15 protein-coding genes are annotated in these 13246 nt (G+C 68.4%); 12 read left to right on the top strand and 3 right to left on the bottom strand.

Going from position 1 to position 13246, the window contains the following annotated elements:
* Window positions 1-12: 12 nt before the first annotated feature.
* On the top strand, window positions 13-1317 hold the full coding sequence (locus tag V9G19_RS21495; RefSeq protein ID WP_462287441.1) for a CaiB/BaiF CoA transferase family protein: 1305 nt from the start codon (window positions 13-15) through the stop codon (window positions 1315-1317).
* Here the strand turns inward: V9G19_RS21495 and V9G19_RS21490 are convergent.
* The 3 genes from V9G19_RS21490 to V9G19_RS21480 form a co-directional block, all read right to left on the bottom strand.
* Window positions 1239-1877 carry a GAP family protein gene (locus V9G19_RS21490; protein ID WP_462287440.1) on the bottom strand — a complete coding sequence of 213 codons (639 nt, stop codon included), beginning with the start codon at window positions 1875-1877 and terminating at the stop codon, window positions 1239-1241. The genes V9G19_RS21495 and V9G19_RS21490 overlap by 79 nt on opposite strands.
* A gap of 176 nt (window positions 1878-2053) precedes the next feature.
* Window positions 2054-2986 carry an intradiol ring-cleavage dioxygenase gene (locus tag V9G19_RS21485; protein WP_462287439.1) on the bottom strand — a complete coding sequence of 311 codons (933 nt, stop codon included), beginning with the start codon at window positions 2984-2986 and terminating at the stop codon, window positions 2054-2056.
* A gap of 109 nt (window positions 2987-3095) precedes the next feature.
* On the bottom strand, window positions 3096-3737 hold the full coding sequence (locus tag V9G19_RS21480) for a winged helix-turn-helix transcriptional regulator (RefSeq protein ID WP_462287438.1): 642 nt from the start codon (window positions 3735-3737) through the stop codon (window positions 3096-3098).
* 75 nt (window positions 3738-3812) lie between these two features.
* On the opposite strand from V9G19_RS21480, the gene V9G19_RS21475 reads away from it, so the two are divergent.
* The 11 genes from V9G19_RS21475 (at window position 3813) to V9G19_RS21425 (ending at window position 12986) form a co-directional block, all read left to right on the top strand.
* On the top strand, window positions 3813-4199 hold the full coding sequence (locus V9G19_RS21475) for a hypothetical protein (RefSeq protein ID WP_462287437.1): 387 nt from the start codon (window positions 3813-3815) through the stop codon (window positions 4197-4199).
* A 95-nt stretch (window positions 4200-4294) separates the two neighbouring features.
* On the top strand, window positions 4295-5461 hold the full coding sequence (locus tag V9G19_RS21470) for an LLM class flavin-dependent oxidoreductase (RefSeq protein WP_462287436.1): 1167 nt from the start codon (window positions 4295-4297) through the stop codon (window positions 5459-5461).
* Window positions 5462-5495: 34 nt separating this feature from the next.
* A complete protein-coding gene (locus tag V9G19_RS21465; protein ID WP_462287435.1) occupies window positions 5496-6197 on the top strand; it encodes a CE1759 family FMN reductase in 702 nt (233 codons plus the stop codon).
* Entirely contained in the window at window positions 6194-6568 is a 375-nt protein-coding gene (locus V9G19_RS21460) for a winged helix-turn-helix transcriptional regulator (RefSeq protein WP_462287434.1), read from the top strand. Before V9G19_RS21465 ends, V9G19_RS21460 begins: the two co-directional genes overlap by 4 nt.
* A gap of 152 nt (window positions 6569-6720) precedes the next feature.
* The gene (locus tag V9G19_RS21455) at window positions 6721-7620 is read left to right on the top strand and encodes an aminotransferase class IV (protein WP_462287433.1); all 900 of its coding nucleotides are present in this window, start codon (window positions 6721-6723) and stop codon (window positions 7618-7620) included.
* Between the two features lie 163 nt (window positions 7621-7783).
* Window positions 7784-8443: an SGNH/GDSL hydrolase family protein gene (locus V9G19_RS21450; protein ID WP_462287432.1), complete on the top strand. Its 660-nt coding sequence runs from the start codon at window positions 7784-7786 to the stop codon at window positions 8441-8443.
* A 69-nt stretch (window positions 8444-8512) separates the two neighbouring features.
* A complete protein-coding gene (locus V9G19_RS21445; protein ID WP_462287431.1) occupies window positions 8513-8986 on the top strand; it encodes a hypothetical protein in 474 nt (157 codons plus the stop codon).
* A 32-nt stretch (window positions 8987-9018) separates the two neighbouring features.
* Window positions 9019-9933: an AEC family transporter gene (locus V9G19_RS21440; protein WP_462287430.1), complete on the top strand. Its 915-nt coding sequence runs from the start codon at window positions 9019-9021 to the stop codon at window positions 9931-9933.
* A 138-nt stretch (window positions 9934-10071) separates the two neighbouring features.
* Entirely contained in the window at window positions 10072-10404 is a 333-nt protein-coding gene (locus V9G19_RS21435; RefSeq protein ID WP_462287429.1) for a DUF4342 domain-containing protein, read from the top strand.
* A gap of 79 nt (window positions 10405-10483) precedes the next feature.
* Window positions 10484-11185 carry a thioredoxin gene (gene trxA / locus V9G19_RS21430; RefSeq protein ID WP_462287428.1) on the top strand — a complete coding sequence of 234 codons (702 nt, stop codon included), beginning with the start codon at window positions 10484-10486 and terminating at the stop codon, window positions 11183-11185.
* Between the two features lie 265 nt (window positions 11186-11450).
* Complete coding sequence (locus V9G19_RS21425) at window positions 11451-12986, top strand: IS1380 family transposase (protein ID WP_462287427.1); 1536 nt, start codon at window positions 11451-11453, stop codon at window positions 12984-12986.
* The last annotated feature ends 260 nt before the right edge of the window (window positions 12987-13246 follow it).

Below are 13246 nucleotides of genomic sequence, written 5' to 3'. Positions count from 1 at the left end.
AGGGAACCAGGTGTGGGCGCAGTCCCCGAAGACCGAGCCAAGACCACCTCGACGCCGGATGGGTCGCTGCGGCCCGAGGTTCCAGGTGCGTCGCTCCCGCTGGCGGACGTCACCGTCGTCACCCTCGAACAGGCCGTTGCGGCTCCCTTGGCGACGCGGCATTTGGCCGACCTCGGCGCGCGCGTTATCAAGATCGAGCGTCCGGACGGGGGAGATTTCGCCCGGCACTACGACCGGACGGTGCACGGCGAGTCCAGCTACTTCGTTTGGCTGAACCGGGGCAAGGAATCGATCACCCTGGATGTCAAGGAGGGGACCGATCGTGTCGTCCTGAACGCCATGATCGCCGCGGCCGACGTTTTCGTGCACAACCTGGCGCCGGGTGCGGCGCAGCGGCTGGGGCTCGACGCCGAGAGCGTGCGCACCGGGCACCCCGGGCTGATCCATTGCGTGATTTCCGGCTACGGGTCCGGCGGGCCGTATGAGCGCAAGAAGGCCTACGACCTACTGCTCCAGTGCGAGACGGGCCTCGTCCTGACAACCGGCAGCCCGACGGAGCCGGCGAAGGCCGGTTTGTCGATCGCGGACATCGCGACGGGCATGTATGCCTTCAGCGGGATCCTGACCGCACTGTACGAGCGGCGGGCAACCGGCGAGGGCGCTAGTCTGCACATCGCGATGCTCGACGCTCTCGGCGAGTGGATGAGTCAACCGGCGTATTTCGCCGCCTTCACCGGCGAGCAGCCGCGGCGGACCGGCGCCCGGCATCCATCGATAGCCCCATACGGGCCGCATCGGGCGGGCGATGGCGCGACCGTCTTTCTCGGCATCCAGAACGAGCGCGAGTGGAGCCGGTTTTGCCACGAGGTCCTCGGACGTCCCGAACTTGCCACCGACCCGCGATTTGCGTGCAATGTCGACCGCGTCGCGAACGTCGAATCGCTCACCGCGATCATCGAGGCAGCCTTTGCCGGCTGGGGGGTCAACGAGGTTGAGGTCCGGCTCGAGGCAGCCGAGATCGCCAACGCCCGCCTGCGCCCACCCCAGGAGATCTTCGATCATCCCCAGGTCGTCGCTCGGCATCGGTGCCGGCAAGTCCACACACCTGGCGGGCCCGCCCCAGCGCTGTTGCCGCCGGTGATCGACCCACGCCACGAATCGGCGATGGGGGCCGTGCCCGCGCTCGGAGAGCACAGCGCCGCGCTGCGAGCGGAGTTCGCCGCAGCGCAACCCTGGGCTCACAGCGCCAGCAACCCCTTGGACACGAACAGCACACCGGCGCCGCCGAGCGCAAGGACGACAAGCGACCTGCCATGACGGTCGAGAGTGTCGGAGATCGCGGCCATCGTGCGTTGTCCTCCCGGAACTCGTTCCAGCACAAGGGGAGTCCACGCGGGCAAGCACCCACCGATCAGCAACAGGGCGATGGCGAGTGCCATCCACACCACGGAGACTCCGCTGGCGGCAATGTCCTTGGCCGCGGCGATCACGAGCGGGAGCGTGGTGAGGTTGGTTGCCATCGAGAACACCCCGAACCCAAAGGCACTTGCCACACTCCGATCTGGCTCGGTGGTGGCCGGCTTCGGAGGCCGGGGTGCGCGTTTGCGGACGAGCGCCGCCAGCGCCAACAGCAGCCCGCCAAGCGCCACGTCGAGCCGCGCGCTGAGGGTCGGTGTGCGGGGCAGCGACAGCGACCCGCCGACGGTCACGACCAGCGCGGTCAGCACGGCCAGGACGGCCACGGTGCCCGCGGCGAATGCCGTTGCCGAGCGGCGCCCGCCGCGCCCGCTGACGAGAAGCAGCTGCTCACTGAACATCACCGGGCTGATTCCCGCGGCCAGGCACAACGGCATCAACGTGCTGAGGAGGTGAGTCACGGCTGCGTCAACCCTCGCGCCGCGATTCTCGCAGCAGGTGCTCGTTGGGACGGCCGGGAGCCAGCGTGCCATAGACGAACGAATGCTCTTCCACAGCCGAGGAGTCTTCCACTTCGGAGCGTCCGGCTCCCCCTCGGCCACGTCGCGTCAGGTCGGGGACCCCTCGACGTTACGGGTCAGCCCGGTGGCGGACCCCCGGGAGCACTCCCCCCGGTCGGCTCGGTAGTAGTGTCGACAGCCGCGGTGAGGGCGATCGTGTAGCCAGCCTGCGCATCGCCGCTCATCGTGGCCAACTGATGCGCGGCGGAGTCGTTGCCGAAGACGTTGTCCGTGGCAAGGGACAGCTGCGCCAGATTGCTCACCGACTGCTCATACCCGCTTGTGGCATAGACGGCGTCGCAGGCATCCTGCGGTATGGCGATCTGCGAGGTGGCGATCGCGTTCGTCGAGTCGCTGATCGAGTCGAGATCGGAGTAGATCTCGAAGTGGATGTGGGGCCAGCGCCCGGAGTAGCACGCAGGGAAGATGCTCGTGAAGCTGACCTTTCCAGTGGCGTCGGTGGCTTGGACTCCGCGCAGGTAGTTCTGCTCGGTGATGCCTTCGGAATAGAGCGAGTAGTTGCCGTCCCGGTTGCAGTGCCAGACATAGACGGCCGCGCCCACCATGGGCACGCTAGCCATGTCGGTCACGGTGAGCGCCACGGTCGCCGGAATGCCTTCGGCCGTCCCGGTGTAGTCACCGAAGCTGGTCGTTATGTCTTGTCGCACAACGCCATCCATCTCCAGGACATCCGGACCGTTGGATCCGTCCCCGGGGTAGGGACCGGCGGTCTCGTCGGGGATCTCGGTGACATCGCCGCTGGATGAAGCCTGGGCAGATGAAGACTGGGCGGACGATGTCCCGGACGTCGAGGAGCTGGTCGGCGACGTCGATTCGTCTCTATTCCCGCAGGCCGCCAGAGTCAACGCACCCGCGCCCATTCCGAGGATGCGCAGGGCGCGGCGGCGGTTCATGGTATCCAGGTCGAAAGCCAATCCCTGCTCGAAGAGCTCCTCGTCCGGGCGTGGCAGCGGGCGTCCTTCGTAGCTCGGGTGTCGAGACGGCCTCATTGAGTAATCCCCTTCGATCGGGCCGACGGTGCGGCGAACGGCAGCTGAACTCCTAGGCTAGAGAACCCAACCTGTGCGCGTGCTGTGGACCGTTCATCGAGGACGGGCGTCAAGATGATTGGGGCAGAAGCCGTTCGAGGATGGCTGCATCACCCGTAAAACGGATGCCGAGTTTTTCTGCGTGCTGCAAGGGAATTCGTCCTTGGATGAGGCCGGCCAAGGCGGGACCGGGGCCGGTTATCGTCAGGCCCGGAACCCGGTCGCTCTGACACGGGCCGATGTGCAGGCCGTGGCTGACTCCAGCGCGGACGTCGAACCCGTCGCGTGGGTCACCAAAACGGATCGTAATTGCGGGTCCGTCGGGCTCGCGGTCGGCGAGCAGGAATTGCGCGGGCATGCTCAGCCAGTGCATCTGGAAGATGGCGTCCGGCGGTGCGTCCGGCACGGTTGGTGCGCCCCACTTCAACAGCTCGCGGACGACGCCGTCGAGGGCGCGCCCCCGAGTCGTCAGCCGGTATGCCGAACCGCTCGCCGGTGGCACTGCAAGCTCACGCATGACCACTCCCTCGTCCTCAAGGGTGCGCAGCCGCTGGGCAAGCAGATTGGGCGCGATCCCCGGGAGCCCGGTCTGCAGATCGGTGAACCGGGCCGACTCGCGGATCAATAGCTCCCGCACGATCAGCAGCGTCCAGCGGTCGCCGACAACGTCGAGCGCGCGCGCGACGGCGCAGAGCTGTCCATACGACTTCACGGGACTCCTTGACAAACTCTAGTGGACGCTAGAGATTATATAGTGACGAACAGCGACAACGAAAGGAACGTGATCGTGACGAGCATTCTCTCTGCCGAGGCCCCTCCCGTCCTCCAGGAGTACTACCGCGTCCTCACCGGCGGCGCCGATCGTTATGGCGACGGCGCCGTCCTGCGACCCCTGCTGTCGGAACACCTCGATTTCACCGGCTCGCTCGCCGGACACCTGTCGGACGCGACTGAGGGCTTCCTGCACGGCGTCGCGGGCTTCATCGAGACAACCCAGGGGATCGCCATCGTGCGTGATGTCCACGACGCCAACGGCTCCGCCGTTCTCTACGACGCCGAAATGCCCGGCGGATCGGTCCGCTTCGCCGAGTTCTTCACCTTTGCCGACGGGAGGATCGCGAGCCTGAACCTGCACTACGACGGCCCCGACTACCTCGCCAAGGGCGGCCACTGACGGGCCCGAGGGCGACTCCTCCTGACTCGGAATAGCTGAGCAACTATGTTGTTAATAGTGATGTACTCAGTTCCGCAGCTCAGGAGGAGCACCCCGTGCAGTTCGGCATCTTCACCGTCGGCGATCTGACGACCGACCCGGTCACCGGCATCACCCCGACCGAGAACGCCCGCATCAAGGCCACCGTGGCGATCGCCAAGAAGGCCGAGGAGGTCGGGCTCGACGTCTTCGCCACCGGCGAGCACCACAATCCGCCGTTCGCAGCCCCGGCCAATCCGCCGGTGTTGCTGGCGGCCATCGCCGCCCAGACCGAACGGATGGTCCTGTCCACCGCGACGACGCTCATCACCACCAACGATCCGGTGCGCATCGCACAGGACTATGGGTATCTGCAGCACCTCGCCGACGGCCGCATGGACCTTATGCTCGGCCGCGGCAACACCGGACCGGTTTATCCGTGGTTCGGCAAGGACATCCGCGACGGCATCGACCTCGCGGTCGAGAACTACGCTCTGCTGCGCCGGTTGTGGCGAGAGGAGAACGTCACCTGGCAGGGTCGTCATCGCGCGCCCTTGCACGCCTTCACCTCGACCCCGCGCCCGCTCGACGGCATCCCGCCATTCGTTTGGCACGGCTCGATCCGCAGCCCCGAGATCGCCGAACAGGCCGCCTACTACGGTGACGGCTTCTTCGCCAATCACATCTTCTGGCCCAAGGAGCACACCCAACGGATGGTTGACCTCTACCGGCGCCGCTACGCCCACTACGGCCACGGCAGTGCCGATCAGGCGATCGTCGGCCTGGGCGGTCAGGTCTTCATGCGCGGCAACAGTCAGGACGCGGTCCGCGAGTTCCGGCCCTACTTCGACCACGCCCCCGTCTATGGCGGCGGCCCGAGCCTGGAGTCGTTCATGGGCGAGACTCCGTTGACCGTCGGCAGCCCACAACAGGTCATCGAGAAGACGCTAGCCTTCCGGGACTACGTCGGCGACTACCAGCGGCAACTCTTCCTCGTCGATCACGCCGGCCTGTCGCTCAAAACCGTTTTGGAGCAGCTCGATCTGCTTGGCGAAGAGGTCGTTCCGGTGCTGCGAAAGGAGTTTGGCGCTCTAAAGCCGGCGCACGTGCCTGACGCGCCCACTCACGCCGCCCGGTTCGCTGCCGCTTCGGACATAACGACGGCAGTGGCCTCGTCCGCTCCGGTCACCGATCGGTGGACCGGGACCCGCGCCGAGGACGCCAATGCTGCCGCGGCTCTCTGAAATCCGTTCTCTGTCAAGGAGGCAACCGATGCCCATGACGCTCACTGTCGTCAGTGCCGGCCTGCGCGTGCCGAGCTCGACGCGGCTGCTCGCCGACCAGCTCGGCGAGCACGTCAGCCGGGAGCTGGCCGCGCTGCACGACTCGGCAATTGCCATAGGCACACGCCACATCGAGGTCCGCGATCACGCCCACGCGATCGCTGATGCCCTGCTAACCGGGTTCCCAACCGGCGAGCTGGCCGCTGCCCTGTCGGATGTCGCCGCGGCCCAGGCGCTCATCGTCGTCACCCCGGTGTTCCAGGCGTCCTACAGCGGCCTGTTCAAGTCGTTCGTCGACCTGATCGAGCCGGACCAGCTGCGGGGTATGCCGGTCCTGCTCGCCGCTACCGGCGGGACGGAGCGGCATTCCCTGGTGATCGAACATGCCCTCCGGCCGCTGTTCGCGCACCTTGGGGCACTGCCCGTCCCGACGGGCGTGTATGCCGCGACCGCCGATTTCGGCGGCGAGCAGGCCCCGGCGCTCGCTGCCCGGATCACTCGCGCAACCGGCGAGCTCGCGCGGCTCGCAGCAGCGGCCCCCGGTGGGTCCTTCGTCGGATCGGCTCCCGCCGGCGCCGGGTCGGCCCAGCCGGACGGCGACGGATCACCTTCCGGACCAATCGGTTTTGCCGCCAGTGACGAAGATCTCGGCGTCACCCCGTTCGCCGTCTTGCTGGCTGAGGCGGGCCAGGCGTGAACTCGCCGCCGGCGGATTCCGGCCAGGCCGAGTGCCATCTGATCGAGAATGTGATGGCCGTGCTGGGCCGGGCGTGGGCGGGTGCGGTCCTGCAGGCGATGCTCGACGGCGCCGAGCGATTCACCGACATCGCTCGCGGGGCACCGGGCGTCACCGATGCCGTCTTGTCGGCTCGGCTGAAGGAACTGTGCGCACGCGGACTGGTGACACGGCACGTCCACCCCGGGCCACCGGTCGCCGTCACCTATCAGTTGACTCCAGCCGGTCGCGACGTCGAGCCGGTGCTCACGGCCATCCGGACCTTCGGGCTCGCCCACCCCGTCATAGCCGGGCCGCGCAGGGAGCGCCAACCGCGAAGCCGGAATCGCTGACGGCAGTGGCCCCTGGCTGCGCGGGTCTTGCGTCGGCTACACCAACAAGGACGCCAAGCCAGCGCTCAAGGGTTTCGTCCACGCGGTGCCGCGGCGGCACGGCCGCACAACTTCCCGCCGAACCCGCGTGCTCGTGGTGGCATTCTGAAGGAGTGACTGCTGCAACGGACAACGAGCGGACGCACGTGGTCGCCGTCCTCGGTCGAGGCGTGATCGATGCGGACCTGCCGGTCGTGACGGCCGACGATCTCGGCCTGACCCGCGGGGACGGGTGCTTCGACTCCGCGCGCGTCGTGACCGACCCCACGGGATCGGCGCACGTCGTGGATCTCGATGGCCACCTCACCCGGCTGGCGTGCTCCGCCGCGGCACTGGCGATCGCCAGCCCGCCCCGCGAGGACTGGCAGGCGCTGGTCGCCGAAGCCCTCGCGTGCTGGTCGACCCCTGGGGAGGGGACCCTCAAACTTGTCCTAACCCGCGGTCGCGAGTGGCAGAGCAGCGGCCCGACCGCCCTTGTCACGCTCACCCACCGGGGCCCAGAGCGACCGACCGTCGCGCCGGGCGACAGCAGGCCGGCGCCGAGCATTACCGCCGTGACCTTGAGCAGCGGCCTGCCGGCGGACGCGTTTGCCGGCGCGCCGTGGTTGCTCGGTGGGGTAAAGACGCTCGCGTATGCCGTCAATGTCGCCGCCGTACGGGAAGCCCGAGGCCGCGGCGCGGACGACGCGATCTTCGTTACGACTGACGGCTATGCGCTCGAGGGCACGACCTCTGCGCTGCTCGTGGCACGCGATGGCGCCCTCCTGGCGACCCCCACGGGTGACACCGGAATTCTCGAGTCGGTCACCGTCACTAGCATTCTGTCTCGTGCGCCGGGACATGGACTCACCGGCCGCCACGAACTCGTGCCGGTCGCTGACCTCTTCCGGGCCCAGGGGGTATGGCTGGTCTCCAGCAGCCGTGGCCCGGTCCAGGTCACGACACTGGACGGAATTGCCCTCGCCCACGACGGCGAGACGGCCGAGCGGGTCTTGCGGCTTGCCGGCTTCTGACTCAACGCCAGTGACACGCAAGCGCGGGGCAGGCGGCTGGTGGCTTCTCGCGCTGCCTTTGGTCCCGGTCCAAGGCCTCTGGCTCAAGCGCACGATCCAGCGCTTCCCCGACGCTGACGGCGTCGCTGGGCGTCTGGGCTCGGGACCGGCCCGCTTGAAAGTCGTGACCCTCGGTGACAGTGTCACTGCGGGGTATGCCGTCAGCCACCACCGCGCGTCCGTCGCCGGGCAACTGGCCCTCAGGTTGTCGCAGCGATATACCGCGACCGTCGACTGGACCGTCTGCGCTCGCACCGGATCAACTGCAGCAGAGGCGATCTCGCTCGTCTCGGCGAATGCTCTCGTCGACGCGGACCTGGTCTTCGTCTCGGCGGGCGTCAACGACCTCAAGAACATGCATTCGGTGAGCAGGTTCCGGCGGGACTTCGCCGATCTGCTCGACGCCATCCTGTCCGCGACCCCACGCGCGCAGGTGTGCTGGCTCGGCATACCTCCGCTGGAGTATTTCCCCGCCTTCCCCCGACCTCTGGCCGATGTCCTCGGCTGGCGCGGACGCGCCTTCGATGCGGTCGGGCTCGCCGCGGTGGAAACGCGCGAGCGGACCTTCCGGATTCAGTCCGGCGGGCCCTTGGCTGCGGAGATGTTCGGCCCGGACGGTTTCCATCCGAGCGAGATCCTCCACGCCGCCTTCGCCGACGCCGTGATGGCCGTTCTCCCCGGGTTGCGCACCCCCAGGCGGGAGGCGACGGCCAGGCGCACGACTGATCGTCCAGCCGACGCTGACCCTTCGACGTGGGGGCGGGCGGCGGGTATGGGCCGGTGAGCGCGGCGGATTACCGCCGCAAGGTAGACGGTCACGACGATGATGCACCGCTTCTGCCAAGGTGGGCCCATGGACCCAATCGGGCGCGCACTCACAGGCACCTGCGCCTTCCGCCTCATGCCCAGCGACGATCTCGCCCCGGCTCCCTCGACCGCCGTGCTCTCGCAACTCGCCAGCCAGGCTTGGAACCTCGCCTATACCTGGGAGCACGCCAGCGGTGGAGAGCAGCGCGGCGGCCTGGTCATCGGCTCACCGGGCGAGGACGGCCAGGTGGAGGCGGCCTGGTTCGACAGCTGGCACCAGCAGCCAGCGATCATGCGGCTGACCGGCAACAGCACCGAGAGCGGAGCCAGCCTGCTGGGCACCTATGCCGAGGAATGGGGCTGGACGATCACCCTCGAGGCGGACGGCGATACCGTGCGCATGACGATGTGCAATGTCATCCCGGATTCGGCCCTCGCGCAGGCGCCCCCGGATGCCCCGCCGATGAGCGCCGGCCCGTATGACGTCATGGTCGCCGAGTGGACCAGCCGCGCGGGCTGAGCCGCGTCTCTCCAGCCCAGGCGGCCTGACCGATGGGTTTGTTGCGTGCGCTGCTCGACGTCATCCTGCCCGTCGTCCTTGTCGCCGGTGTCGGTGCGCTGCTCGCGCGCCGCTTCCCGCTGGATCGCACGACGGTCACCAAGATCGCGCTCAATGCGCTGACCCCGGCGCTGGCCCTGCAGACGATCCTGACGACCGAGGTCTCCGGGCGGGTGGGGCTCCTGCTCGCCCTCGGGTTCGTCCTCTTGACCCTCATCGCGGCGGGCCTCGGCTGGCTAAGCGCGGTCGGCCAGCCGAGCCTGACCCGGCGCTCTGCTGCCGTCGCGGTCTCGATCGGCAACAACGGCAACATGGGATTGCCGATCTCGCTCTTTGCCCTGGGGCAGGCCGGGCTCGACCAGAGCGTGCTGATCTTCATCCTGTCGGTCGTGCTCACCTTCGTCGTGGCCCCGCTGCTGTATGGCGCTCACCAGGGCTGGCGCGGAGCCCTCATCGGCATGGCGCGGCTGCCGGCCCTGTGGGCAATGGCCGTCGGCTTGGTCATTCGCACGCTGGGCATCAGCTTGCCCACGGGTGTTACGAGGGGCATCGACCTGCTTGCCGCCGCCACCTTGCCGATGATCCTGCTGACGCTCGGCATCCAGCTCGGATCGACCGGGCGTGTGCGTCTGACCGGTCCCGTCGTCATTTCCTCGCTGCTGCGGGTCGCCGTTCTCCCGGCTCTGGCTCTCCCCTTGGGGTATGCCGTTGGTCTGCGCGGGATCTCGCTGCAAGCCTTCGTGCTGTCGGCCGCGATGCCGACGGCCGTCAACGCGTTCATCCTCGCCCACGAATATGACGGGGACGTCGAGTTCGTCGCGCACACCGTGACCGTGACGACCCTATTGTCCTTCGCGAGCGCCGCGGTCGTCACCGCCCTGCTGCCGTGGATCGGATCGCTCGGCTAAGTAGCAACAACGGCCGGCGGGGCCCGAGACGGAGGATTTTCAGGGCCGGCCCCGGGGCAAATCCGGGCCGATCGGGAGAGCCCGAGCGGCCGCCTGCTGCCTACGATCGGATAACCACACACGAACATGGAGGTTGCAATGTCCGATTCAGCGAGCAAGGGCAAGGGCAAGGAGTTCGTTGAGCAGATCGAGGTGGCGGGTGACCAACTGGTCTCGACCGTCAAGCGGCTGATCAGCGATGGCTCCACGCGCCGGATCGTGTTGCGCTCGGAGGACGGCAAGGAGCTGTTCAGCCTGCCGATGAACGTCGGCGTGGCAGGCGCAGGGATCATGACCTTGGCCTCGCCGCTGCTGGCGGCGATCGGGGCCGTGGCCGCGCTCGTGTCCAAGGTGCACATCGACATCGTCCGTGCGGGAGAGGAAGAGGACGAGTCCGTCGACGCTGGGGAAGGCCCCCAGGACAGCGCATGACTTGTCGGCACGTCCAGGCCTGAATCGCGCGGCATACCCTATGGGGTATGGTGAGACCCCCGAATGCTGGAGAGGAACCATGGCAACCCGCGAGTTGACCGACGCCGACTTCGAGAAGACTGTCCGCGAGAACGACATCGTCCTCGTGGACTTCTGGGCGGCATGGTGCGGTCCGTGCCGGCAGTTCGCGCCGATCTTCGAGGCGGCTTCGGGGGAGCACCCCGACATCGTCTTTGGCAAGGTCGACACCGAGGCGCAGCGGCGCACCGCTGCCGCGGCCCAGATCACCTCGATCCCGACCCTCATTGCCTTCCGCGAGGGCATCCTCGTCTTTGCCCAGCCCGGCGCCCTCCCGGCCACCGGGCTGGCGCAGGTCATCGCCGGTGTCAAGGGGTTGGACATGGCGCAGGTTCATGCCGAGATGGCCAAGCAGCGCGAGGTGTTCGACAAGCCCCGGGAGATCACTCAGGACGACCTGGTCACAGCACTTGCCGAGGACGGGACGGTTCTCGTCGACGTCCGCGAACCAATGGAATACCGCGCCGGCCATGTCCCCGGCGCCCAGCTGATGCCGCTCGGGCGCCTTGGTGACACGGTGGACGAACTGCCAACCGACCGTCGGGTGCTGGTGATCTGCCAGTCCGGCAAGCGCAGCCTCACGGCGACCGACGCGCTGCGCCAGCGTGGGATCGAGGCCTATTCGGTGGCCGGTGGCACCAGCGCCTGGGCCGAGGCTGGTCGTCAGATCGTCACCGGCCCGTATGCCGCGCCGACCGACTGAGCCGATCAGCGAAACGGACCTGGGGTCAGCCAAACGGGCACCGGCGGACAGCCAAACGGGCACCGGCGGACAGCCAAACGGGCAGCTGGGCGGACAGCCAAACGGGCAGCTGGGCGGACAGTCAAACGATCAATGGGAGCGTCAGACCCGGATCCGCGAGTAGTGGTGGGGTGATCGGCGTGTGATGTGACGAAGGTGCTTGTCCTACTGGGAGAATCGGGGTTACGAAGCCTTCGATCGTCCAGCGAGGAGAAGCACCTTGTCGATGAAGAGAGTACGTGGTCGTGGCCGGGTGCGGAAGCGGGTGCGGATCGGCGCGCCGGATCCGTCGTTGACCGGGATCTCGGGGGTGGCAGCGCTCGCGGAGTTCATCGAGAAACTGGATCTGGTCGGGCGCCTGGACCGGGGGATCGGTGCGATCAAGGAGCGGGAGCGGGGCGCGACGGGCGGGCAGGTGCTGGTGTCGCTGGCGCAGTGCCAGTTGCTCGGCGGGGATGTGCTGGCCGCGTTGGACCGGCAGCGCCAGGATGTGGCCGGGTCCGCGTTGTCGGCGGTGCCGGTGTTGGCCTCGACCACGGCGGCGGGGTTGGCCCGCCGGTTCGGGCCGGCGCAGCTGGCCGGCCTGGAGAGTGCGGTCGCGGACCTGACCGGTCATGCGGTCGGGTTGTTGCCGGCGTCCCGCCGGGCGGTGCTGGCCGCGGCGGTGACGGTGGACTTGGATTCCACCGATGTGGAGGTGTACGGGCCGACGAAGCAGGGCGTGGCCTACAACTATCACGGTCAGCGCGCGGGCCGTCCGCATCTGGGGACCTGGGCCGAGGCCGGGCTGACCCTGGCCGCGGAGTTGCTCGCGGGGAATGAGGATGTGAGGCCCCGGGCCGCTGACCTGCTGCGCCGCACCCTGGCCGGGATCCCCGAGGACATCCGCTTCGCCGCGGCCGACTGGGATCGGTTGCGGGTGCGCGCGGATGCCGGCTACTTCACCGCCGACCTGGCCCACGCCGCGGTGGAGGCCGGGTGTGACTTCGCCATCGCCGCGAAACGGAACACCGCGATGTGGCGCGCCTACGCCGCCATCCCCGAGGACGCCTGGGGTGCGGCGGCGAGCGGGATGCCCGGCGCGCAGGTCGCCGCGGTCGACTACGCCCCGCAGGGGTGGCCGCCGCACACGTACACCATCGTGCGCCGGGTCCGCATCGAGGCCGAGGACATCTCGGGCGACCCCCGCTCCCGGCGTCGACGCACCATCGAGACGAACCAGCTCGCCCTGGCGTTGGAGGGCGCGGCCAGTCACGCCCACGCGGTCTCCTTCATCGTCACCAATATCCCCGCCAACGACCACCCGGCCAACCCCACCGAGCCGGCCGAGCCGGCCGAGCCGGCCGAGCCGGCCGAGCCGGCCGAGCCGGCCGAGCCGGCGGAGCCGGGTGAGGCGGCCGCACCGGTTGCCTCGATCACGCAGGTCGAGTCCTGGTTCCGCCGCCGCACCGACATTGAGGACCGGATCCGGGAAGCCAAACTCGGGGCCGCGCTGCGGCATCTGCCCTCGGGCGACCACGCCATCAACACGGTGTGGATGTGGGCTGCCCTGCTCGCCGGGAACATCTCCGTCCTGCTGCAAGCCCTGACCGGGATCGACCAGCGTCACCGCGCCCACGGCGCCCGCCTACGCCACGAACTGCTCTGCGTCCCAGCCCGCATAGTCCGCCACGGCCGCCAGCTGATCCTGCGGCTGCCACCCGACCGCCAGCTCCTGCCCACCGTCCTGGCCCGGATCCGGGCCTTACCCACCGCGGCCTAACCCGCGAATCCCCCGTCCCGACGACCCAGGACCCCGAAGACCCGCCCACCCGAGCGCCACCGGGCCATCCACCCTGCCCGCACCCAAATACACACTGCCACAACACAAAATCTATCCGCCGTTCACTGGCCGCCCAACCCACACGCAAGCTACTCGCGGATCCGGGTCAGATCCTGATTTGACCGTGCAATCGCATGGGAATGATCGGCTTTGATCGTTTGAGTGTCCGTCGGGAGCGACTGGGTCCCCCGCTTTGCGTG

Source organism: Nostocoides sp. (genome assembly GCF_037045025.1).
Taxonomy (GTDB): Bacteria; Actinomycetota; Actinomycetes; order Actinomycetales; family Dermatophilaceae; genus Nostocoides_A.
The sequence above is the reverse complement of the archived record's forward strand: the minus strand, read 5'-3'. Positions and strand labels throughout refer to the sequence as shown.

Excerpts from the sequence above, each read along its gene's own strand:
- V9G19_RS21485 (WP_462287439.1), bottom strand. The coding sequence starts at position 2,986 with ATGAGGCCGTCTCGACACCCGAGCTACGAAGGACGCCCGCTGCCACGC.
- V9G19_RS21465 (WP_462287435.1), top strand. The coding sequence starts at position 5,496 with ATGACGCTCACTGTCGTCAGTGCCGGCCTGCGCGTGCCGAGCTCGACG.
- V9G19_RS21445 (WP_462287431.1), top strand. The coding sequence starts at position 8,513 with ATGGACCCAATCGGGCGCGCACTCACAGGCACCTGCGCCTTCCGCCTC.
- V9G19_RS21440 (WP_462287430.1), top strand. The coding sequence starts at position 9,019 with ATGGGTTTGTTGCGTGCGCTGCTCGACGTCATCCTGCCCGTCGTCCTT.
- V9G19_RS21435 (WP_462287429.1), top strand. The coding sequence starts at position 10,072 with ATGTCCGATTCAGCGAGCAAGGGCAAGGGCAAGGAGTTCGTTGAGCAG.
- trxA (WP_462287428.1), top strand. The coding sequence starts at position 10,484 with ATGGCAACCCGCGAGTTGACCGACGCCGACTTCGAGAAGACTGTCCGC.
- V9G19_RS21425 (WP_462287427.1), top strand. The coding sequence starts at position 11,451 with ATGAAGAGAGTACGTGGTCGTGGCCGGGTGCGGAAGCGGGTGCGGATC.